Source organism: Bradyrhizobium sp. T-12, assembly GCF_058314695.1.
Window position 1 is genome coordinate 118,864 of the sequence record NZ_JBZFQJ010000002.1, and the last position, 21,400, is coordinate 140,263.

Consider the following 21,400-nt stretch of genomic DNA (forward strand, 5'->3'; position numbering starts at 1 on the left):
GCCTTCGTCGTATGCGTACACTTGAAAAGCCCGCGCGCACGTAGCTCGAACTTCGGGAGGAGGCTACCCAATCTTACCCACTTAGACGCTTTGCGGTCTTATACGCCGATCCCGCTCGGTCTAGACCTCGCGTTGGTCAGAATGATCTAGGAGAAAAATCGTGTCTCACCATTGCACGGACGGCCAGGGGGCGGTCCGGGATGGTAGCCTGTCCGAGCTTTCGAACGCAGTCGCGATTGTGGCTACGCTCGATACCAAGGGCCGCGAAGTCTCCTACTTGGCCGATATCATCTGTAAGTGTGGCCGCAAGACCGTCCTGATTGACGTCGGCACCTCGAAGATTGCGCCCCGGACGAATCAAGCAGGCGGTCATAGCGTTCGCGTCGCCTCGCCCGCCGAGCTCTTGAAAGAAATCGCCGCAACAACACGCGGGAAAGTTCGCGATCTGCTGGCATCAGGGGCCATCGGCGCGATCGTCGGGGTCGCCGGTGGGAAGGGGAGTGCGGTGTTCGGCGAAGTCGTATCTGATTTGCCTTATGGCTTTCCCAAGCTGCTCGTGAGCAGCGCAAGGCCAGCACTTCTCGCCGAATTGGCGGTCCACAACGACATCATGCTCTATCCGACATTGGTCGATCTCTTCGGGATCAATGCGTTTACCGAGCGGGTCTTGCAGAATGCAGGACAGGCCATCGCCGCCATGCGCTATGCGCCCGCCAAAGCTGCGCGAAAGACGAAGATCGTTGCGATCACGGCCTTCGGAGTGACGACGCCGGCGGCAACTCAGTGCGTTGGGCGCCTCGGCAAGGCCGGGGTCGACGCGATCGTCTTTCCTGCAAACGGGGCGGGCGGCCGCAAGATGGAGCAGCTGATCGCGGCCGGCGAATTCGATGCTGTGATTGATCTGACCACAACCGAACTCGCCGACGAAATCGTGGGTGGCACCGCGAGCGCCGGGCCGGATCGGCTCAAGGGAGCGGCAGAGCAATCAATACCGCATGTTATCGCGCCTGGCGCGGTGGACATGGTCAATTTTGGTGCGCCATCCAGCGTTCCTGATCAATTTCGCGGCCGGCTATTCTACTCCCATACACCGTACACGACGCTGATGCGCACAACCCTCGCCGAGAATACGAGCATCGGCCGGCTTACGGCCCAGCGGCTGTCGTTGGCAGAAGGGCCTGTCATGGTCCTTTGGCCGGCAAAAGGCGTCTCCGACTATGACCGCGACGGCGGCATCTTTCGAGATCCTGATGCGGACCGCGCGTGGCTCGATGCGCTTAAGGACAATCTGCCGCCCAAGGTTACGGTCCGCGAATTGAACTGTCACATCAACGATCCCGAATTTGCGGAGGCGGCTGCGAGATGGATCCTCAAGCAATTGGGCAAGAAGGCTGATGGCGATGCGAATGTTTGAGCGAACCGAAATCCTGGCCAAGATCGCAAACCAGGTGGCGGAGCGAAAAGCCATTCTTGCCGCGGGCAGCAGCTGTGGTCTGGTTGCGAAATGTGCAGTGCTCGGGGGCGCGGACATGCTGGTCGTCTACAGCACCGGGCTGTCGCGCCTAATGGGACTTCCGACCAGCCGGATCGGCGATTCCAATGCGCGCACGCTCGAACTTGCCTCGGAAGTCCGCAACGTCGTTTCTTCGGTGCCCGTGATCGGCGGCATTGAGGCATGGGATCCCCTCCGGCTCGATCTTGATGCCCTGCTCGACAAATTCTGGTCGGCCGGTTTCTCCGGCGTAATCAACTATCCGACCATCTCCACGATGGGCGACAAATGGCGCTATCGCCGCGGGCGCGTCGGACTAGGCTTCGAACGCGAAGTCGAGATGATCGCGGCTGCGCGCAAGAAGGACATCTTCTCGCTTGCCTATGTCGCGAGCCCTGACGACGCCAAAGCGATGGCGGGCGCAGGTGCGGACTGCATCGTCCCTCACGTAGGAGCCACCCGAGGCGGGCTCGTCGGCCATGAGGAAGGACAGCCCATCCAAGAGGCGATCAGGCGCATCAACGACATCAGCGACGCCGCAAGGAGCGTGCGCTCCGATGTGATCCTGCTTTGCCATGGCGGTGCAATCGCGGAGCCGGAGGATACGATCGTGGTGTACCGATCAACGCAATGCGTGGGTTTCGTTGGCGCCTCGTCCATCGAAAGAATCCCGATCGAACGGGCAGTGAAGGCGGCGGCTGAGGAGTTCAAAGCCGTCCCGCTTCCGCGGCATCACTGACGTCAGCTCCAAGAGAACACTCGCAGCGAGGCTCGAATGAATAACCCGATGGGCCAATCAGGCAAGGGAAAGACCGTCGCACTCGCCCGAGAGGGGAGGCCGGAGCACAATTGGGCAACCGACGTTCTCGTGGTCGGTAGTGGTGCGGCCGGGCTTTCGGCTGCGCTCTATGCAGCAAAGGCAGGACTGCGCGTCACTGTCTGCGAAAAGTCGGCGCGGCTTGGCGGCACGACAGCTCTCTCCAATGGAATGATCTGGGTTCCTTGCTCGAACCAAGCGCGCTCGGCGAAGATCGACGACTCGCTTGCGAAGTCGAAGACCTACCTGCAACATGAACTTGGCACATATTACCGGTCAGGCTTTGTTGATGCCTATCTCGAGGACGGCCCGGCTGCGCTCGCCGCCCTTGAGAACGGGACTGAAGTCAAGTTCACGCTGGCCTCGGCCCCCGACTACCATTCAAGCCAGGTCGGCGGAGTCGATAAGGGCCGGGCACTGAGCCCCGCGCCTTATGACGGACGGCTTCTTGGCAGCGACTTCGATCTGATAGGCAATCCCATCCGCGTTGTGCTCGGCGGAATGATGATCTCATCGAGCGAGGTGAGAAGCTTCCTCAATCCGTTTCAATCCTTTGCCTCGCTCAGGCACGTCTTGCGCCGCGTCAGCCGCTACGCGCGTGACCGGCTTGGCCACAGGCGCGGCACCGAGCTCAGCGGAGGCAACGCCCTGATCGCGCGCTTGCTTGTGAGCCTGCGCAAGTACGGCGTCGAGATATGGCCGGAATCCCCGCTCGTAGAGTTGATCAAGGAAGAAGGCCGCGTCACCGGCGCGGTCGTTAAGTCGGCCGATTCCGAGATTCGCGTGCGCGCTTCCCATGGGGTGATCCTCGCAACGGGCGGGTTTGCGCGTAACGCGCAATTGAGAGCCGAGCTCAGTGGCCCCCACCAGCACGACGACACGCTCGCCCATCCCGATGCGACAGGCGACGGCATCTCTCTTGCGACAAGGCTCGGAGCGGCAATCGACAACAATGTTGCCTCTGCCGGCTTCTGGACGCCCGTATCGATTCTGAAGAGCGGCAGTTCCTCGCAAGTCGTTCCCTACGGCTGGCTCGACCGCGGCCGTCCCGGCGTCATTGCCGTGGGGCCAGATGGAAAGCGTTTTGTCAACGAATCCAATTCCTATCACGACATCTGCTTGGCGATGTTCAACGGTGGGTATCCGGCAGACAAGCGGTTCTATTTCATCTGCGACCACGACTTCGTACGGCTGAGAGGGATGGGGCATTTGCTGCCATGGCCATGGACCTTGAGCATCGGGAAATATGCGCGCCTTGGCTACATCAAGGTCGCCCGGACGATTCCAGAGCTTGCGAAGCAGCTGGGATTGGAGTCCGCCGCGCTTCAAAAGACTGTCGAAGAACACAACGCGCATGCGTCTGAGGGGCGCGATCCGCTGTTCAATCGCGGTGAATCGGCTTTCAATCGCACGCTCGGCGATTCGGCCGTGGGCAAGAAGAACCCAAACCTTGGGCCAATCAAAACCGGCCCGTTCGTCGCACTCCCAATCGTTCCGGCAACGCTCGGCACTGCAACCGGATTGGCAACCGACACTTGCGGGCAGGTATTGGACGGTCAGGAAAGGCCAATTCCAGGACTCTATGCTTGCGGCAATGACATGACCTCCCCGATGCGTGGGATCTATCCCGGAGCAGGCATCACCATTGGGCCAGCCATTGTGTTCGCGTACCGGGCCGTCAACAGTATCGTTTCCTCGACGCAGCAAGAGAAAGCTGCTGCCGCTTCGGGAGCGTGATGTCGACTTGGGAATGGCGCGGGCGAGGCGCGTGATAAACCCGGTATTGGCAACAGCTATGAGCGCCGATCCCTAACGTAGCCCATTGCACAGGATTCAATTTTGATGCGTCGTTCGCGCCACGCCAAGATCGTCGCAACCCTCGGTCCGGCCACAACCGAGGCTAACAAAATCCGTGATCTCTATCTTGCAGGCACAGATACCTTTCGCCTGAACTTCAGCCATGGCAGCCAAGACGACCACGCGCGCGCGTTTTCGGCGATCCGCGCGCTCGAGCAAGAGTTCGGCCGTCCCATCGGAGTGCTACAGGATCTGCAAGGCCCGAAAATCCGGATCGGCTTGCTTGAAGAGGGCAAGCTATGCCTGCATGCTGGAGAGAGCGTCCGCTTTGTCCTCGACGGAGCAAGAGGTGGAAAGCAGGCAATCCCTCTGCCGCATCCGGAAATATTTGCAGCTGCGCATCCAGGCCAAAAGCTGCTCATCGACGACGGCCGTGTGCGCCTGAGCGTCGAAAGACCGGGCGATCGCGAAATGGTCGCGCGCGTCATTGTCGGCGGCCCGATCCGCGATCATAAGGGCGTAAACCTGCCGGGGGCGTCGCTCGATATCTCGCCCCTCACCAAGAAAGATCGCGCCGATCTCGCCTTCGGCCTGGAGCTCGGTGTCGACTGGGTTGCGCTGTCATTTGTTCAGAAGCCTTCAGACCTGATCGAGGCGCGGGCCCTCATTGGTGAAGCAGCGGGCCTCGTCGCCAAAATCGAGACGCCCATGGCGCTTGATCGCATCGACGATATCATTCAGTTGTCAGACGCTCTCATGGTCGGGCGCGGTGATCTCGGGGTCGAAATCCCCCCAGAAGACGTGCCTGGCCGGCAAAAAGAACTCGTCCGCGCCTGCCGGCTGGCCGCAAAGCCCGTGATCGTCGCAACCCAAATGCTCGACTCTATGGTGGCGGCGCCGACGCCAACGCGCGCGGAAGCCTCAGATGTTGCGACCGCCATCTATGATGGCGCCGATGCCGTGATGCTGTCAGCCGAATCGGCAAGCGGCGCCTATCCCATCGAGGCCGTCGCCATGATGGATCGCATCATCAGGAGTACAGAGCAGCATCGTCTCTACCGGTCCCTGATTGAGGCCTCACGAGTTGACGAGGAGAATACGCCTCCGCATGCGGTCGCTGCCGCGGGTGCAGATCTTGCAGCCACCATCGAGGCCAAAGCCATCGTCGGCTTCACAGCCAGCGGGACGACCGCGGCCCGCATCTCGCGCAAGCGGCCGCCGGTTCCGATCCTTGCTCTGACGCAGGATGAAAACGTGGCGCGGCGCATGTGCCTGTTGTGGGGCGTACACAGTGTGGTGGCCAGCGATCCCTCTGGCTATGAGGAAATAACCCAGATCGCCGCCGTGGCGGCCCAGCGGGAAGGTTATGCGCGGTCGGGCGACCTGGCGGTGGTGGTTTTTGGCCTGCCATTCGGACATAGAGGCGCGACAAACAATCTCCGCGTGGCTGCCTGCTAAGAAGGACAAGGTCATTTGCCGTGAACCGTCGGGCGAGGCGTCTTGGTTGCGGTCGGGAGGAGGGCGAGGCGTCAAAGATGATCGCGCGCGAGATGCACCGAACTCGGCCCCAGGTCCGGCCAGGAGCTCACATTGCCTGACTTCGAGAGCGGCCTCAGCCTTGCAAATGTCCTTCCATTCTTGGAAGAGAAGCTCTCTGTCGGACTGTGGCGCAGCGACGGCAACGGCCAGATGCAATGGTCCCGTGGCCTTTATGAGCTATTTGGGCTGGATCCGCGTCGAACTACGCCAGCATACGCGGAAATCGAGAAAAGGATTCATCCCGATGACCGCAGCAGCATGCGCTGTTTCGGCGCACGGGAGCTCAATCGATCGTTGCTCGAGGGTGAATTTCGTGTCATCCGTCCGAACGGAACTTTGCGCTGGATCCACGGCCGGGCCGAACCGCTGCTCGATGAGGCCGGCAAACCAGAGTGCATTCTTGGGCTCGCGCGCGATATCACTGAACAGCGCAATCTCTTGGACGCGCTCAAAGTAGAAGCGGAGCGCTACAGGGCATTGGCTGAGATCTGTCGGGGTTTCCCATGGACAAGCAGTAGCGATGGTCGCCTCACTGCAGTTTCCAATGCGCTAGAGACTGCCGAAGATCATGGATCACGTTTCAAGGACTGGATCGGTCTCATCCATGAGGATGACCGCGAGGCAGCTCTAAGAGAGTGGGCGGTCTCGGTCGAGACAGCGCAGCCTTATAACGTCGAATGTCGCTTGCGCCGGCCGGACGGCATCTATCGCTGGCACCAGGGCGCGGCGGTGCCCCTCAAGAACAGCGAGGGTGGCGTTCGAGAATGGCTCGGCACGTGGAGCGACGCACACCATGATATACTCGCGCGGGAGCGAAGAGGGGCCTCAAAGGTCACGGGGAGGCAACTGCGTGCAGCGCGTGGAATGTTAAACTGGTCGGTAAAGGAGCTAGCGGAGCGAGCGGGCGTGTCTTCCGCGGTCATTCGGCGGCTGGAGGAGTACAATGACACTCCCCAGATGTCTGATGAGCTGATGGAAACGTTGCGGAAGACGTTTTCTGAAGCGGGAATCGAATTTACGTTCCCTGTGGTTGGCAAGCCCGGTGTCCGGCCGCGATAGCCGGTGCAGACCCAACGGCCTCTGATGACTACTCCCCAGCTCTCTTTCTCGTCTAGCTACCCCGAAACTTCGGCGAACGCTTCTCAGAGAACGCGTTCATTCCTTCCTGGTGGTCGCAGCCATGGTGAAGGCATAGCGGATTGCCTGCTGCTCGAATTCAATGCCCTATCAAGAAAGGTCTGAAATGTGGCGAGAAGGGCCGACTTGGCGAACTACGATAGAAGCTTGGCGCATCAAGGTCGGAAATGTGTTCGAGAAGGATACGCGAATGGGGGACAACTCGCCAATTCGCGGCTGGCCGATGCGATGGAGAGCTTCGTTGCCGGCGCTGTCAGTCCAGCGCGGCGCATTCTTGCAGACCGATGGCAAGCGCATTGGCAACGAAGGGTTCTTCGTCGAGTCAACGGTCCTGACGGGGACCTCGCCCGAGGCGTGTATCATGAATGAAGAGTCGTTTGGCCGCTCGCGCCAGATCATTGCATTCAAGAGCTACGACGAGGTCGCCGAGGAGGCCAATCGACGGCTTGTGCCTTCGGGGCCGACCGCTTGAAAGCGGTATGGTGTCCATCAAATACCTAGCTTGGCGCTTTCAGAAGTCCCGTTCGGAAACATCAGGGATTCCAGCTACGGTTCGTAAGGCGGGGTGGAAGCAATCGAGGGATATCTCAGTACTAAGTTCGTGATCCGGGCGAGCACCTGATGTGGTCAGAAGCCGTCTCGGACTTGAGCAAATCGAAGAAGGGGCGGTCGGTTCTCGACCACGCGGCCATGGACAATTTTTCGGTAGCTCCTCCTGATATGAATGTGCCGCTCAGGGTGTTTCATGCTTGCAAGTCTCAGTCTTATCTTGCTCTGCCAACTCGCCGGCGAAGTCATCACCCGGGGCCTCGGCCTACCGCTGCCAGGTCCCGTGCTCGGGCTCCTGCTCTTGCTGATTCTGCTGCTTGCCCGTGACAGATTTTCAAGCATCGCTCGAGGCCCACTACGAAATAGCGGCGTGGAAACAGCAAGCAAGGGGCTGCTCAAGCATCTGTCGCTCCTGTTCGTCCCAGCCGGCATTGGCGTCGTGGAAAAGCTCGATCTCCTCGCGACGCACGGGCTCGCTATAATATTGATCCTTGCTGTCTCGGTCATGGTGACTTTGCTTGCGACGGTTCTGACGTTCCGCCTTATCAGTCGGCTGTTCAGCGAGGCACCGTGAAGGACAATCCGTTCTCCCTCTGGGTCTATCTCTCGCAATCCCCGTTGCTTTGGTTGACGGTCACCTTGCTGGTCTATGCAATCGCGGATGCCGTGTCGCTTGCGCTTCGCCGTCATGCCCTTGCCAATCCCGTGCTGCACGCGGTCTGGATCATCGGCGCGTTTCTATTCGCAACTGGCACGCCGTATGCGATCTATTTCGGCGGAGCGCAGTTCGTGCATTTCCTGCTCGGCCCGGCAACCGTCGCGCTCGCGGTCCCGCTATACGAAAATCGCAAGATTGTCCTTGCCTCGATCGTGCCGATGCTGGCAGCGCTCGTTGCGGGCTCGGTCACGGCCGTCTTCTCGATTGTGCTGCTTGCGGAGGCTGCCGGCCTGCCTCGCGAGGTGATCCTGTCCCTTGCCCCGAAGTCGGTAACGGCCGCGGTCGCAATGGGCATCAGCGAAACGCTGCAGGCGGATCCGTCTCTGACGGCAGTCGCGGTCATCCTCACCGGGATCATGGGAGCGACCGTTGTCACGCGATTGATGAACCGTACCGGCATCACCGATTTTCGGGCTCGTGGCTTTGCGGCAGGAATCGCCGCGCACGGGATCGGCACCGCGCGAGCATTTCAGGTGGACGAGGTGGCTGGCGTGTTTTCTGGAATTGCTATGAGCCTAAACGCACTAATCACATCTTTCCTCGTACCGCTAGCGCTCACAGTGCTAATGAGATGAGCGTCGGGTTTTTGTATCGGCTCCGCACTAGCTCGCTATCGATCTTGATGGTTGATAGCGTCACTGGCCCGATCTTCACTGGGCCGGGGCAGTCCACCCTACGCACTCACAGAATAGGTTCCTTGAACCCAATCGCGTAGGAATGGACGCCCCGGCGCTGTGAGCGCAAGTGCGGCTGCCTCCTGAACCGGATATTTGCCACACAAGCCTGCAATTTGAATTTACTACTCGTGGGCAACGATTGGTACCATGCAGCGCCCGACGCCACGGAAGCTGTCGTTGGCTATCGCCCCCGCCCATACGGCCATAGTGCTGGACGCATTTACTCGCCGTCAGGGACGGTTTGCAGGGATTCCGACGGCGACAGTTCCAACTGAAGCTGTCCGATCTTGTCGACAAGTCCTCACGAGATGGCTGAAGGCCTGGAGGTGTCGCGCCATTGCCCGTTTGCCGCCCGGAGTGCACGCACTTCATCGGACTCGCACGAGCCGGAGAGTGACAACTACATCGTCCTCAACAAGGGATTTGATCTTCCATGGCAGAATTGGAAAGTATAAGACCGGCGGGGATATCGCAGGTATGCAGGTATGGCGCGACAATCAGGATGAGAGCGGCGCGTCAATCAAGATGAGACGAGGCGGCCGAGTCAGAAGATAATTGACGCTGGCTGCGGGCTTGGCAAGGCTTGATTGACGCTGCGCGACAATCAAGCGGCATTGCCAGCGTCAGTCACCGCCTTCTCGAGTTCATTTGGAGTGGCGTGAACCGGCGGCCGGCCTGGACCGCGCCTGCGATCGAGAGCAACTTTTCGACGGTAGCTCTCGACGTTCATCTCGAGGATCGTGGCGTGGTGCACCAGGCGATCGATCGCCGCCAGTGTCATCGCCTGATCGGGGAAGATACGCCCCCATTCGCCAAATGGCTGATTGGCCGTGATCAGCAGCGAGCGTCGCTCGTAGCGGGAGGCGATCAGCTCGAACAATACGCTGGTTTCCGCCTGGTCCTTGCTCACATATGTGATGTCGTCGAGGATCAGGAGGTCGTAGCGGTCAAGCTTGGCGATTGCGGACTCCAGCGCCAGCTCGCGCCGGGCCACCTGCAGCCGCTGCACCAGATCAGTGGTACGTGCAAAGAGAACGCGCCAACCGTCCTCGACGAGAGCCAGGCCGATCGCTGCGCCGAGATGGGTCTTGCCGCCGCCGGGTGGACCGAACAGCAGCAGATTGGCGCCGGTCTTCAACCAGACGTCACCGGCGGCGAGCGCCATCGCCTGTGCCTTTGACAGCATAGGCACGCTCTCGAACTCGAACGTGGCGAGCGTCTTGCCGGCGGGCAAACGCGCTTCCACCATGTGTCGTTCGATGCGGCGGCGGGTGCGATCGGCTGCCTCGTGCTCGGCAAGGGCCGCAAGGAAGCGGGCGGCGGGCCAGCCTTCCTTGTCCGACTGCGCGGCGAGCTTCGGCCAGATCGCCTTGACGCCGGGCAGGCGCAACTCATTGAGCAGCAGCTCGACGCGGGCGGCATCGATGGAGGTAGCTCCGCTGGTCATGCTGCTCCTCCCAGGTTCGAGTGGGCCGACACGACGCTGACGGAGGCCAGCTCATCGTAGACGTCGAGCGACGCCAGCTTGACGGCGACACTCGGGATCGAGGCCGCCTCGGGTCGGAAGCGATCGCGCAATGCCGCAAGATCGGGTAACCGTCCGGCATCGAGAGCGGTCGCGATCGCCTCGGCGAGCTCGGCTTCGCAGGCTCGCTCATGGGCCAGAGCCAGAAGCTCGACCGTCACCTTGCAGGCGCGCCGGTCGTCGCCATGCTCCCGCAAGGTCTCGAAGAGGCGCTTGTAAGCCGCGCGCGGGAAGAGCTGATCGCGATAGACGAGATTGACGAGCGCCATCGGCTTGCGCCGCAGGGCATGGATGACGTGCCGATAATCAACGACATGCCCGCCGTGGTTCTCCGACACAGGCCGCCCGCGCCGCAGCGTCCCGACCGGCGTGACGCCGAGGAAGCATTCGAGCCGGTCGTCGAAGATGCGCACACGCAGGCGATGGCCAATCAGTCTTGAAGGCACAGTGTAGAACACGCGCCGCAGGATGAAGCCGCCTGACGACGTCACCGGGATCACCTTCTCCTCGAAGTCGGTCGTGCGGCCTTTCGGCAGTGGCGCCAGTGCTTCCTTTTCGAGCGCGATCCGCTTAGCGAGGTTGGCGTTGCGCCGGCCGACAATCTCGTCGACAAAAGCCCGGTAGGCATCGAGACTGATGAAGTCGCGCGTGCCCCGCAGCAACAGCGCATCCTCCAGCGCTCGTTTGAGATGACCGTGCGCGCTCTCGATCGAGCCGTTCTCGTGTGCAATGCCCGCATTGTTGCGCGTTGGCGCCATGCCGTAGTGGCCCATCAGCGCGGCGTAGCGCTGTGTCAGATCCTCCCGCGCGTCGGCCGCCAGATTGCGGAATGCTGCCGACAGGCTGTCGCTGCGATGCTCCCGCGGAACGCCGCCGAGCGCCCACAGGGCGTTCTGCAAGCCCTCGGCCAGGGCGACGAAGCTTTCGCCGCCGAGCACGACATGGGCATGCTCAAAGCCGGAGAACGCCAGCCGGAAGTGGTAGAGCCGGTGATCGAGCGTCTCACCAGCAATGGCAATGCCGAGCGGGCTTGTATCGGTAAAGTCGGACAGACCCAGACGACCGGGCTCGTGCTCCTGGCGGAAGATCACGTCCTGTTCAGGGCCATTGAGCGCCCGCCAGGCATTGATGCGCCGCTCCAGCGTGCGTCGGATGTTGGGGTTGAGGTCGGGATGCCGACGGCGCAGCTCGTCCAGCACGCCGATCACGCGGATGCCGGGCGCAGCCTTCAGGATCGGAACGATCTCGGCGTCCCAATAGGGCACGAGCGGATCGGACCGTCGCCGGCCTCTCGGCACCTTCTTCTGCGATGGCAGGCGCAAATCGTCCTCGATCCGATACGCGCTCGCTTTCGAGAACCCCGCCTTGGCCGCCGCGGCCTCGGGAGACAATGTCAGTCGGTAGGTCATGTACAGCCTTCTGTGGTTGCCGCCCGCAATGCAAGAAGTTTCTGACCCTTTGGCGTGTGATCGAGTGCGGTCTTCTGTCAGGCCTTCCTTTACGGCATTTTCAGAAGCCGCTGGCCGGTATGGTGATCCGCGGACCAGGTCCAATTCTCATCTCCGAGCACGTCGGCTCTTTGGCTCTAGCTGGTTTCCTGATCCAGATCTGTTCGATCGTTGCGCCCATTCGGGTCGTCGCCTTCTCACACCCCCTTCGCCAACGTCAGGCTATTTCGTGCTGCATGCAGTCATGCCGTCACTGCCTGCGCTGGGTTCCGATAATCCTCCTTCCGGGTGAGCATGGCCCAAATCGTCCGAGCCATCTTGTTCGCCAAGGCGATCGCCACAAGCATGCGCGGCTTCCTCGCCAGCATCTGCGCCAGCCAGGATCCGCTAGGGATCGACTTGCGCCCGAGCCAGTTCAGCCGCGACATCGCCCCAACGATGAGCAACTGGCGAATGTCCGCCTGTCCTTCCTTCGAAACGCGTCCGAGCCTTTCCTTTCCCCCTGAGGAATGTTGCCGTGGGACCAAGCCGAGCCAAGCCGCGAAGTCTCGGCCACGTCGAAAGGCCGCCATGTCGGGCGCGAAAGCCTCGATCGCGAGTGCGGTCAGCGGGCCGACCCCCGGCATTGTCTGCAGCCGCTGCGCCGTGACCGTCCGCGTCGCCAACTTCTTGAGCTGCTCTGCCTTGGCATCGATCCGCTCCGTCTTGTAGGCGATCTGATCAATGAGACTCCGACATTCCTCGCGGACCAGTTCTGGTAGATCGCTGTTCGGATCTTCGAGGATTGCGTCAATGCGTTTAAGTTGTTCGATTCCTTGCGGGATGATATGGCCGAATTCGTAGAGAACAGAACGCAGCGCATTCACCAGATCGGTGCGCTGATGAACAAGGCGCTTCCGAGCCCGAAAGAGCACTGCCCTGGCCTGCTGTTCTTCCGATTTCGGCTCGACGAAGCGCATCTCGGGGCGCTGTGCCGCGATCACGATTGCTTCGGCATCAGCCGCGTCGTTCTTTTGGCGTTTCACAAAAGGCTTCACATATTGCGGAGCGATCAGTTTCACTTCATGGCCGAGCTTGACCATCTCCCGTGCCCAATAGTGGGCGCTGCCACAGGCTTCCATCACCACCACTGCCGATGGGTGGCCCGCCATGAACTTCCGAAACTGAAGCCGCGACAGTTTCTTTCGAAATTTCAAGTGTCCCGCCATTGACGCCCCGTGGAGCTGAAACACATTCTTGGCTAGATCCACTCCGATCACCGTATCCATCAATTTGCCGTCCTCTTCGCTTCGGGGTTCAAACACTGCGTTCTTGGCACATTACGATGCCGTCTGGGGAGGGCGGCAACCATCCCATCTCATCTGGTGGTCGGTGATGTGAAGGCCAGGCAAGGCATCGATTCCCTCTTGTCGAGACGAATCAACAGCTTGCACCAGCCGCACCCAGCCGCCAGACCGGTCCGAAAAACGCGACGCCGATGGGAACGGTCCTCCGGTCGGGCTACGCCCTCCCTTCGGTCCGTCCCCATCCGCGCAGTCTCATCCTGATTGTCGCTAAGGTCTCACCTTGATCGCCGCCGCCCATGCAGGCGAGGAACCATGATCTTATATACCTACTCACGCGAGATTGAGCCGAACGAAGATCGCTGGAAAGACACAGGAATCCAGAGTTTCTTTTTTGCAGAGCTGGAAGAGGTGCGACAGATCGTTCTCGAACTCCGCGAGGAAATCGCCTCGGATGAGGACAAGCAGCCTTCATGGAGTCCAGTTCGCATCGAGCGGATTGAACTCCTCGCTCCGACAACGCAGAACGTCCTGACCCTGCTCAACGAGGGGATCGGACCGCTGATCCGGCGCTATGAAATCGTGGAAACCATTGCTTAAGTCGAGAGCTATCCGGCCAATTCACACCCGCGCAGTTGGCAGCCTCCCTTTTTTTGCAGTCGCGTTGCAACGACTGTTCGCCAGATCGGTGAAGTAAAACTCTAGTGTCCTGAGTCACAAGTTCGCAATCGTAGATTCGCATTAGATTCGCGTCGCTGTGCCAAAGATGGCGGCAAACAGCGACGGAGTCTCCGATGGCGGTCCAGCAACTTGCCCCCCTGATATTGAGCGATGACGAGCGCGCCGAACTGACGTCGCTGACGAAGCGGCGGAAGACGGCGCAGGCGCTGGCTTTGAGAGCCCGGATCGTGCTGACCTGCGCGGAAGGTGGTCAGAACAAGGACGTGGCGGCCAAGCTAGGCCTGGAGCGGGGCACAGTAGGCAAGTGGCGACGACGTTTTGTGGAGCAGCGCGTGGCCGGGCTGCATGATGAGCCGCGCTCCGGCGCGCCTCGCACGATTGACGACGCCCGCATCGAAGCCGTGATCGTGAGAACGTTGGAGAGTTGCCCTGAGAACGCCACTCATTGGAGCTCCCGGGACATGGCGAAGGCGAGCGGCCTATCCGTATCGACGGTACAACGCATCTGACGGGCCTTCGGCCTCCAGCCGCACCGGATGGAGACGTTCAAGCTCTCGACCGATCCGAACTTCGTGGCCAAGGTGCGCGATGTCGTAGGCCTTTACGTCTCGCCGCCGGCACACGCCATCGTTCTGTGTGTAGACGAAAAGTCGCAAATCCAGGCGTTGGACCGCAGTCAGCCGATGTTGCCAATGCGTCCCGGCCAGCCGGCCCGAAGGAGCCACGATTACAAAAGACACGGCACCACATCGCTGTTCGCCGCCCTCGACATTGCGACCGGACGGGTTATCGGCAAGTGCTACGGACGGCACCGTGCCGCCGAGTTCCGCAAGTTCTTGGACGAGATCGAGGCCGCTGTGCCCCGCCAACTCGACGTCCATCTCGTCATGGATAACTATGCCACCCACAAGACTCCGCTGATCCGGAAATGGCTGGCTAAACGGCCGCGCTGGCATGTGCACCTGACCCCGACCAGTTCGTCATGGCTCAATCAGGTCGAGCGCTTCTTCGCGCTTCTTACCGATAAGAAGATCAGGCGCGGCGTCTATCGCAGCGTAGCCGCCCTCAGGGCAGACATCGCCTCATTCATCGAACGACACAACGCCGATCCGAAACCGTTCCGATGGACCAAATCCGCCGACGACATCCTTGCTTCCATCGAGCGCTTCTGTCGTTACAGCGCCCCGGAAAAACAAGACCCGATGTTGCGAACTTCTGGTTCAAGACACTAGGATAAGACCTCCTTCAACGCTTCGGCCAACCTCGTCATCGTGTGGATGTCCGGCGACCGTCTTAGCAACCAGACATCACAGGCATGAAATAGCCCCGTTAGAGGCCGGACAACGCGGAAATTCTGACACGGAACCGCAGCGCGACGCCAACAGAGCCCCCTAAATTGATTCCTCCCATGATCGAGCGCTTTGTGGCGACCGACCGCGCCTTGCGATGTCCCCAGCGAAGTGACACTCATTCCGTCCCTCGAGCGGCCGAGAGATCCGGTTAGCGCTCGCGAAGCAGGTCGAGCAACCTGCGCAGCGATGAACTACCTTTTAAATCAACAGCTTAGAAGGCGTTGGGGCGCAGAGTCGCCATTTCTGATCAGTTATGCAGAGGCTCTCGGAATTTCCTGTTCTACCAAACGCAACAATCGGGTGTTGCGTATCCCCGCAACTAACGGTTCTTGCGAAAGGCAGACACTCAAAAGCTCGGCTTCGGAATGGACGCAGGGCTTCTGTTCGCGGCGAGCCGGCGCAACCCATCACCGTTCAATTTCCGATAAATGTCGGCTGCCGACTTGTGGTGAACGCCAGGGCGCTTTCAGCGCATCTTGCGTGCTTAAGAGGAAACCGATTGAACAACTGCTCTACTCGGGGCCGTTGGTAACGCGACGTCCCTGGTGCGAACGGCAAGTTCCTTTGACTTCGCGTGATCGACGAGCGAGCTTGAGAGGCTGGCGACGCCATGGGCACGACACGCCCCTCCTGTGGATCGTCAGCCCGAGCACAATCGAGCTTTACAACGGCTTTGGCCGGCCGCTTGCACAAGGCGATGCGGAAGCTAACCGACTCCACACGTTCAAGATCATCGCTAGCGAGCTAACCGCGCTGGACGAACTCGCCGGGCGCCTCGCAATGGAGAGCGGCCAATTCTGGCTTCGAAACGATTCCATCAATCGGAAGAATACCGTCGATCAAAGGCTTCTGTCCGATCTAAGCGCTCTCGAGCGGGACCTCGTCGCTGATGACCTAGAGCGAGGCATCGCTCAAGGTCTAATCGGCCGAGTAATATTTACCCAGTATCTCGTCGACCGCGGTATCGTAGATAAGCGCAAGCTCAAAAAACATTGCGGCGAAGACACGTTGCCTGACGCCTTACGCAATACGACGTCTTCGCACGCGTTATTTGCATGGCTTCGCGCCACGTTCAACGGAGACATGTTTCCAGCCTCCATGCCAATGAGCCGCTTGCGCCATAAGCACTTTGTTCGGTTGCGGACTTTCTCGAAGCCATTGACCCGGAGACTGGGCAGCATTCGCTATTTCCATACCGCTTCGATATCATCCCCGTTGAGCTGATTAGCTCGATCTACGAGCAGTTTGCTCACTCACACAACGACAGCTCACGCGGCCCCCGACACTAGCGCACGAAAGTTAGGTGTTCACTACACTAGACTTCCCGTCGCCTCCCTCTCGGCGGTGAGTGTCGCGGTCAGTTTGGCGGGCTCCAACGCGGCAATGAACGCCCGGGTGATGGCGTCATCGACCTGAACGCCGCCGATATTGAGGCAGTAAACGCCTCGGTTCTCGACCAGCACTTTGCCAGCACAGTGATAACCTGGCGAAGAATTGCGTCCGCGATAGTGGGTGTGCAGGCGGCGGCCGCAATGGCCGCAACTGACAAGACCTTGCAGGAGGGCGTTGCCCTCTCTCACGGCGCCGCCGCCCTTGTGCGGCTGGGGTCGCGTGTTCGCGGCGAGACGTTGCTGATTTGCTTCATAGGTCTGCCAGTCGATGAACCCTGGATGATGCTCGGGGATGAGAACCTGCCATTGGGAACGCGGCAAGAATCGAATCCGCCTCTTGCGGGCACCAGTGCTAAAGAGAATCGTCTCTTGACGCGTTTTGCCATAGATATAGGCGCCGACATAGACGGGATTGGTCAAGACCTGGTGGATGGCGGTGTAGCTTGCCTCGACCCAACGGATCTGGGCACGGGCGTGCAGCTGCAGCGGGAACGTGAGCCCCTCGGAACGAAACCAGAGCCAAACGCGACGCGCCGATCCCATCTCGGCAAAGCGTGCAAAAACACTGCGAATGGCGATGACGACAGCTTCGTCAGGATGGAAGCGGACCTCGCCATCAGCCTCGCCCCAGACGAAGCCGACCGGCAGCCCGCGGCGCAGTTCACCCCGCGCCGCCTTGTTGCGGATTCGCCGTTGAGGCGAGCCCGCAGCACGTGCAGTTCGGCTTCGCTCATCGTGCCTTTGAGCCTCAACAAGAGGCGATCGTTGAAGACGGCCGAATGATAGATGCCGTCGGCATCGCCGATCAGCGTGTCGGTAAATCCGGCCAGATCAATCAGGCGGTACCATTCGGCGTTATTGCGCGCGAGCCGCGAGACTTCGAGACCGAGCACCAGGCCCACGCGCGCGAGCGCCACTTCGGCGGTGAGGCGGGCAAAGCCCGAACGCGCCACCGAGCCCAAACCGGAGAGGCCAAGATCCTCGTCGATAACGATGATGCGTTCATCGGGCCAGCCGAGGTCACGCGCTTTGCCGGCAAGCGCATATTGCCGGTCGGTTGATTCGCGGTTGTGCTCGACCTGTGCGGCGCTGGATTGGCGCAGATAGACGAAAGCCTGTCGAGAGAGATGACTTGACGTAATCTTGACGCGCTCACTCATCGCTTGCCTCCATCGCCAGGTCGTCCGGGAGCAGGCGTGCAATGAGGCGCGCCAGAATCTCGATTGCCGCCATGCGGGCGGCTTCGTCGATTTGGTCCCACGCTGCTGGCGCGCTTGGTGGAACATCGGGCTGATCGAAAAACTCCAGGTTCAATTGCATGGCGACTCTCCTTGCACGGCGCCGACTCGGCACCCCCGATGCAAAGAGCGTCGACGAGCTTGCGCAAGTGGAGCAAATCACCGAGCCTGCCGAGATCGTGGACAGCGTCATCGGTCGGCGGCGTGCCTCCAAGCGGCTCAACCTTCCAATCGGTCCAACTCGCCGGAATCAACGACCGACTGCCATCTGGCAGAACTGTGAGGAGATAGCGGACGCCGCGCCGCCTAATGGTGCCGATCACGGCCAACGCCTGACCTTCGAATGCGTGACGCTTGCGCGTGATCGTCACCGAAGCTGGGATATCATGGCGATGGGTAGTGTGTGGCCGCTTCCTTCGACTCGGTCGACCACGAGTGGCTGTTGCGGATGCTGGCGCACAGGATCGCCGATCCTCGCATTCTACGGCTCATTGGGCTGTGGCTGCGGGCCGGTGTTCTGGAGAGCAGCGAGAAGCAAGAAACGGACAGGGGTACTCCGCAAGGGGCGGGCATCAGCCCGCTCCTCGCCAACGTCTTCCTGCACTACGTCCTCGATCTCTGGGCCCACCAATGGCGCCGTCGCCATGCACGCGGTCGCACCGTGCGCTATGCCCGACGACTTCGTCATGGGCTTCGAGAGTAAGGCGGATGCGCAGGAGATGCTCTTGGCCCTCAAGGTGCGGCTGGCCAGCTTTGGCCTGATGCTTCATGAGGGCAAGACGCGGCTGATCGAGTTTGGCCGGTTTGAGGCCCTCTCGCGTCAGCGGCGCGGCGAGCGGCGGCCCGAGACCTTCGCCTTCCTCGGCTTCACCCACTACTGCGGGCGGACCCGGGACGGCCGGTTCATGGTGAAGCACAAGACGGACGGGAAACGCCTGACGCGCAAGCTGACGGCGTTGCGCCAGGACGCCTGGCGGCTCATGCACGAGTCACTGGCCACGCAGCACCAGTGGTTCGCCGCTGTTCTGCGTGGACACTACGGCTACTACGGCAGGCCGCACAATTATCCAGCGCTCAACGGCTTCTACCGCGAAGTGCGTCGGACGTGGATGCGCTGTCTGAGACGGCGTAGCCAGAAAAGTCGGCGCATGGGCTGGTCGGAGTTCGAGACCCTGACGACACACTTCCGTCTGCCCGGTCCGGGCATCACTCGCACTTGGGCGCAGGCGCGGATATGACGCGGGTTACTCTCGGGAAGAGCCGGGTGCGGGAAAGCCGCCTGCCCGGATCTGTGAGGGCGAAAGCCAAATGGCTGAGCTACTCGACCACGATCCAAACAGGCCAAGTAAGATCTCGATCTAGAGCCTGTTGTTTCTCCCGAATCGACATCGTCAGAGGGGAATTGTCTGATTTAATCCTATGCTGAGGAGGAGCGAGCTTGGATGATGCAACTCTATTCGGAAGGTCCTCGCCCTAGCGGAGGCGAGGCCTGTTCGTTACGGCGCTCATCAACCGGTTCCGAGGCATGGCGCCGAAACTGTACTCGCTGACCAGCACCGCGCAGCAGCAGGTCCCTTCCATTTATAGGCTGGTGTCAGAGTATGGACAGCTTAGGGGTCTACGAGTGGGTTGGTCAGCGGCCCGACACAATGCAAGACATGTGAACCATAGGAGAGTGCTCATCATGTACGGTCGAATCAACAATTTTTCCGAGAACGAAACTTATTATCGGCAAGATGCGGAGCATTCGAATTGCGAAAGCCAAGACTTCGCGGACGCGTTCGCTAGAATGCAGTTGCAAGATTCGGCCGGCAGCTCATCTTCGCATCCGCAATATGCCCTCCTTGCAAGGCCACCCGTGGTTGAGATCGATCAAGCGACATTCAGGAGAGAGGCGCGGAACTATCATGGGGAAGCTATCAATCGAATCGCCAACAATCCTCACGAATACTCTGAGCTTGTATCTGAAAGAGCAAGGCGCACGGTAGAGGTTGCCGAGAAGTACGCCGTCAGAAGAGATTCCGAGGACGCCCGATACTACAGCTACCAGTTAGGAAATATGAGCGTCGGCCTGCAAAGGACTGAACGCGGATTCAGCATGACTGAGTTCGAAAGCGGTAGGTGGCGAGACCAGTTCCCCGGAAGAAGTGAAGTCACCTCAGTTGTCGACTTTCAGGTGGCTCATCCGCTTGTCACGAATGCTGGCGATATTCTGCTCGAGCACCAACTTCGGCAAGACGGCGAACGACCGTTGGTGAATTGGCGTCCTGCTAATCCAGAAGCGAAAGCCCGCGCGCAAGCAATGGGGTTCGTTGAAGTGGATGAGGACGACATGGTGCTCGATCCCACCCAGTCCGGAAAGTGGGAGCTAAACAGCGATGGTGAATGGCAACGTGCAACTAGTTCTCGGCGCTATCTCTCCAAAGCGGACAGTGATACTGAAGCTGCAGCAGATTCCGACGAGGACGGTGACTTTATGTAGCGCGGATCTGCAAGCGTTCGTGTCGCGGCGGGCGGTGGAGCAACGTAAGTCGACATTGTCGGCTTACGTTGAGTCCTCGGCGGGTCGAAGCCGACCGCTTTGACCGGATGAGATCCCTGGTAACAACCGCACCGTGGTCTATGAGAGTTGCGCGGCGATGATAGCTCAACAAAAGCCCCGGCTTCGAGCCGGGGCTTTCCATTTGCATCCGGAGAGGAGGAATCATTCGCGGATTGACGCCATGGGGGCCACGCGTCATCGTGCCGGTTTCCAGCCCAGTCGCGGTGTGCGCCAATGTCCACCATCAGAACGGTCCAAAGTGATTTCCGTTTGAGGAGCGAATCTGATGGTGTGTCTTCGGCCGTTTCGATCGAAGACGCCAAATCTGGAGAGATGTCGAGCCACCTCGTGCTGAGCATACCATCAAGTTGTTCGTCGGCGGCCGGTGCGACAAGCAATGCGAATTGCTTGCGTCGTGCGTAATGTTTCTTCGGCGTTGCTGTAGAGAAAAACCAGCAAATGCTCTCTCCATCGCATACACTAGGTCGCTGGAAGACAGACATGAGTGTCAGAACCAGCACACGCAATCCCAAGCCTCGGGGATAAGAGAGCATCTGCACATTGACTCGCGACTAACCCGTTAGCCGAAAAAGGACCCCAGCGGATGCAGGCTGAGCCGTGCTCAACCTACCAAACCCTGCAGGAAATGTATCGTTAGCGAGCAACGGCGCTAGCGAGATTGCGCCCCCTGATGGGCGGCTAAAACTGCTGTAGGCTCGCGCTTCCTGTTTTGGCCTTCTCATTAAGTACGAGCGACAGCTTTAAGTTGTTGCGCAGCATCGGATTATCGAGGGTCGTTGCGAGAGCTTGCCGATATAGCGCTTGTGCTTCACGGTGACGTCCTTCACTGTCAAGCACAACTCCCTTCGCAATTCAGGGCGCGCAGGTCTGCAGGGACCGCGAGCAAGACCTTGTCGAGGACATCAAGCGCCTCATCCGGGCGCTTGCGCACCAGCAGGGCACGCGCCAGAGGAATCGCCGCATTGACCTTGCCCGGTTGTTGTTTCAACGTTTCGCGAAAAGTCTCCTCGTCAGCGTCCGCTTGGAGAGCGTAGGCAATGCGGTCGCGCATAGCAGGATCGATATCCTTGTCGCCTAGCGTTCTGGAGCGGTCTCTTGCTGCGATGAAGGACTGGGCTTAGGCGAGCTCGCGCAGCCTCCGAGTAGCAGAATGGCAAGCGGAGCGAGGATGGCTGAGTATAACTTCGGATCAA

General features: G+C 60.2%; 21 protein-coding genes and 3 pseudogenes. 15 read left to right on the top strand and 9 right to left on the bottom strand.

Translation table 11 applies throughout. The features are described from left to right. Positions 1–160 precede the first annotated feature (160 nt). The 8 genes from AC0WRY_RS34810 (at position 161) to AC0WRY_RS34845 (ending at position 8,624) form a co-directional block, all read left to right on the top strand. Entirely contained in the window at positions 161–1,414 is a 1,254-nt protein-coding gene (locus AC0WRY_RS34810) for a Tm-1-like ATP-binding domain-containing protein (RefSeq protein ID WP_232995598.1), read from the top strand. Beyond that, a complete protein-coding gene (locus AC0WRY_RS34815) occupies positions 1,344–2,231 on the top strand; it encodes a phosphoenolpyruvate hydrolase family protein (RefSeq protein WP_232995597.1) in 888 nt (295 codons plus the stop codon). The genes AC0WRY_RS34810 and AC0WRY_RS34815 overlap by 71 nt, the downstream gene beginning before the upstream one ends. A 36-nt stretch (positions 2,232–2,267) precedes the next feature. Then, positions 2,268–4,046: an FAD-dependent oxidoreductase gene (locus AC0WRY_RS34820; RefSeq protein WP_128929737.1), complete on the top strand. Its 1,779-nt coding sequence runs from the start codon at positions 2,268–2,270 to the stop codon at positions 4,044–4,046. Between the two features lie 105 nt (positions 4,047–4,151). Continuing rightward, positions 4,152–5,564 carry a pyruvate kinase gene (gene pyk / locus AC0WRY_RS34825; protein WP_128929736.1) on the top strand — a complete coding sequence of 471 codons (1,413 nt, stop codon included), beginning with the start codon at positions 4,152–4,154 and terminating at the stop codon, positions 5,562–5,564. Positions 5,565–5,696: 132 nt separating this feature from the next. After that, positions 5,697–6,704: a PAS domain-containing protein gene (locus AC0WRY_RS34830; RefSeq protein WP_128929735.1), complete on the top strand. Its 1,008-nt coding sequence runs from the start codon at positions 5,697–5,699 to the stop codon at positions 6,702–6,704. A gap of 184 nt (positions 6,705–6,888) precedes the next feature. Continuing rightward, positions 6,889–7,254: an aldehyde dehydrogenase family protein gene (locus AC0WRY_RS34835; protein ID WP_276575823.1), complete on the top strand. Its 366-nt coding sequence runs from the start codon at positions 6,889–6,891 to the stop codon at positions 7,252–7,254. Positions 7,255–7,527: 273 nt separating this feature from the next. Then, complete coding sequence (locus AC0WRY_RS34840) at positions 7,528–7,905, top strand: CidA/LrgA family protein (protein ID WP_128929733.1); 378 nt, start codon at positions 7,528–7,530, stop codon at positions 7,903–7,905. Further along, the gene (locus AC0WRY_RS34845; RefSeq protein ID WP_128929732.1) at positions 7,902–8,624 is read left to right on the top strand and encodes an LrgB family protein; all 723 of its coding nucleotides are present in this window, start codon (positions 7,902–7,904) and stop codon (positions 8,622–8,624) included. The genes AC0WRY_RS34840 and AC0WRY_RS34845 overlap by 4 nt, the downstream gene beginning before the upstream one ends. 706 nt (positions 8,625–9,330) lie before the next feature. On the opposite strand, the gene istB is transcribed toward AC0WRY_RS34845, so the two are convergent. The 3 genes from istB to AC0WRY_RS34860 form a co-directional block, all read right to left on the bottom strand. After that, positions 9,331–10,173, bottom strand: coding sequence for an IS21-like element helper ATPase IstB (istB, locus tag AC0WRY_RS34850; RefSeq protein WP_128955095.1), 843 nt, complete (start codon positions 10,171–10,173; stop codon positions 9,331–9,333). Continuing rightward, positions 10,170–11,660: an IS21 family transposase gene (istA, locus tag AC0WRY_RS34855; protein WP_128929730.1), complete on the bottom strand. Its 1,491-nt coding sequence runs from the start codon at positions 11,658–11,660 to the stop codon at positions 10,170–10,172. Before istA ends, istB begins: the two co-directional genes overlap by 4 nt. Before the next feature lie 281 nt (positions 11,661–11,941). Beyond that, the gene (locus tag AC0WRY_RS34860; RefSeq protein ID WP_164934317.1) at positions 11,942–12,967 is read right to left on the bottom strand and encodes an IS110 family RNA-guided transposase; all 1,026 of its coding nucleotides are present in this window, start codon (positions 12,965–12,967) and stop codon (positions 11,942–11,944) included. Positions 12,968–13,297: 330 nt separating this feature from the next. Between AC0WRY_RS34860 and AC0WRY_RS34865 the strand changes: the two genes are divergently transcribed. The 4 genes and pseudogenes from AC0WRY_RS34865 to AC0WRY_RS34880 all read left to right on the top strand — a co-directional run bounded on the left by AC0WRY_RS34865 (position 13,298) and on the right by AC0WRY_RS34880 (position 16,239). Beyond that, positions 13,298–13,582 (top strand): hypothetical protein, encoded by a 285-nt coding sequence (locus tag AC0WRY_RS34865; RefSeq protein ID WP_128929728.1) that lies wholly within the window; start codon positions 13,298–13,300, stop codon positions 13,580–13,582. 194 nt (positions 13,583–13,776) lie between these two features. Then, positions 13,777–14,895 (top strand): annotated as a pseudogene (locus AC0WRY_RS34870) (IS630 family transposase). Between the two features lie 122 nt (positions 14,896–15,017). Next, positions 15,018–15,167 (top strand): DUF2274 domain-containing protein, encoded by a 150-nt coding sequence (locus AC0WRY_RS34875; RefSeq protein ID WP_232995654.1) that lies wholly within the window; start codon positions 15,018–15,020, stop codon positions 15,165–15,167. Positions 15,168–15,606: 439 nt separating this feature from the next. Beyond that, positions 15,607–16,239, top strand: a complete 633-nt coding sequence (locus AC0WRY_RS34880; protein ID WP_128929727.1) for a hypothetical protein — start codon at positions 15,607–15,609, stop codon at positions 16,237–16,239. Positions 16,240–16,325: 86 nt separating this feature from the next. Here the strand turns inward: AC0WRY_RS34880 and AC0WRY_RS34885 are convergent, their stop codons facing one another. The 5 genes and pseudogenes from AC0WRY_RS34885 to AC0WRY_RS34905 all read right to left on the bottom strand — a co-directional run. Continuing rightward, positions 16,326–16,595 (bottom strand): recombinase zinc ribbon domain-containing protein, encoded by a 270-nt coding sequence (locus AC0WRY_RS34885; protein ID WP_232995653.1) that lies wholly within the window; start codon positions 16,593–16,595, stop codon positions 16,326–16,328. 96 nt (positions 16,596–16,691) lie between these two features. Next, positions 16,692–16,922, bottom strand: a pseudogene (locus AC0WRY_RS34890) (recombinase family protein); the annotation flags it as partial. Then, positions 16,823–17,566 (bottom strand): recombinase family protein, encoded by a 744-nt coding sequence (locus AC0WRY_RS34895; protein ID WP_232995596.1) that lies wholly within the window; start codon positions 17,564–17,566, stop codon positions 16,823–16,825. The gene AC0WRY_RS34895 and the pseudogene AC0WRY_RS34890, both read right to left, overlap by 100 nt. Then, on the bottom strand, positions 17,559–17,726 hold the full coding sequence (locus tag AC0WRY_RS34900; RefSeq protein ID WP_164933827.1) for a DUF2309 domain-containing protein: 168 nt from the start codon (positions 17,724–17,726) through the stop codon (positions 17,559–17,561). The genes AC0WRY_RS34895 and AC0WRY_RS34900 overlap by 8 nt, the downstream gene beginning before the upstream one ends. 55 nt (positions 17,727–17,781) lie before the next feature. After that, positions 17,782–18,015: pseudogene (locus AC0WRY_RS34905) on the bottom strand (hypothetical protein); the annotation flags it as partial. A gap of 77 nt (positions 18,016–18,092) precedes the next feature. Here AC0WRY_RS34905 and AC0WRY_RS34910 point away from each other — a divergent pair. The 3 genes from AC0WRY_RS34910 (at position 18,093) to AC0WRY_RS34920 (ending at position 20,126) form a co-directional block, all read left to right on the top strand. Then, positions 18,093–18,347 (top strand): hypothetical protein, encoded by a 255-nt coding sequence (locus AC0WRY_RS34910; protein WP_232995652.1) that lies wholly within the window; start codon positions 18,093–18,095, stop codon positions 18,345–18,347. After that, positions 18,313–18,882, top strand: coding sequence for an RNA-dependent RNA polymerase family protein (locus AC0WRY_RS34915; RefSeq protein WP_232995595.1), 570 nt, complete (start codon positions 18,313–18,315; stop codon positions 18,880–18,882). The genes AC0WRY_RS34910 and AC0WRY_RS34915 overlap by 35 nt, the downstream gene beginning before the upstream one ends. A gap of 446 nt (positions 18,883–19,328) precedes the next feature. Further along, positions 19,329–20,126 carry an effector protein NopP gene (locus AC0WRY_RS34920; protein WP_276575808.1) on the top strand — a complete coding sequence of 266 codons (798 nt, stop codon included), beginning with the start codon at positions 19,329–19,331 and terminating at the stop codon, positions 20,124–20,126. A gap of 910 nt (positions 20,127–21,036) precedes the next feature. On the opposite strand, the gene AC0WRY_RS34925 is transcribed toward AC0WRY_RS34920, so the two are convergent. Continuing rightward, the gene (locus AC0WRY_RS34925) at positions 21,037–21,258 is read right to left on the bottom strand and encodes a tetratricopeptide repeat protein (RefSeq protein ID WP_232995594.1); all 222 of its coding nucleotides are present in this window, start codon (positions 21,256–21,258) and stop codon (positions 21,037–21,039) included. Between the last annotated feature and the right edge of the window lie 142 nt (positions 21,259–21,400).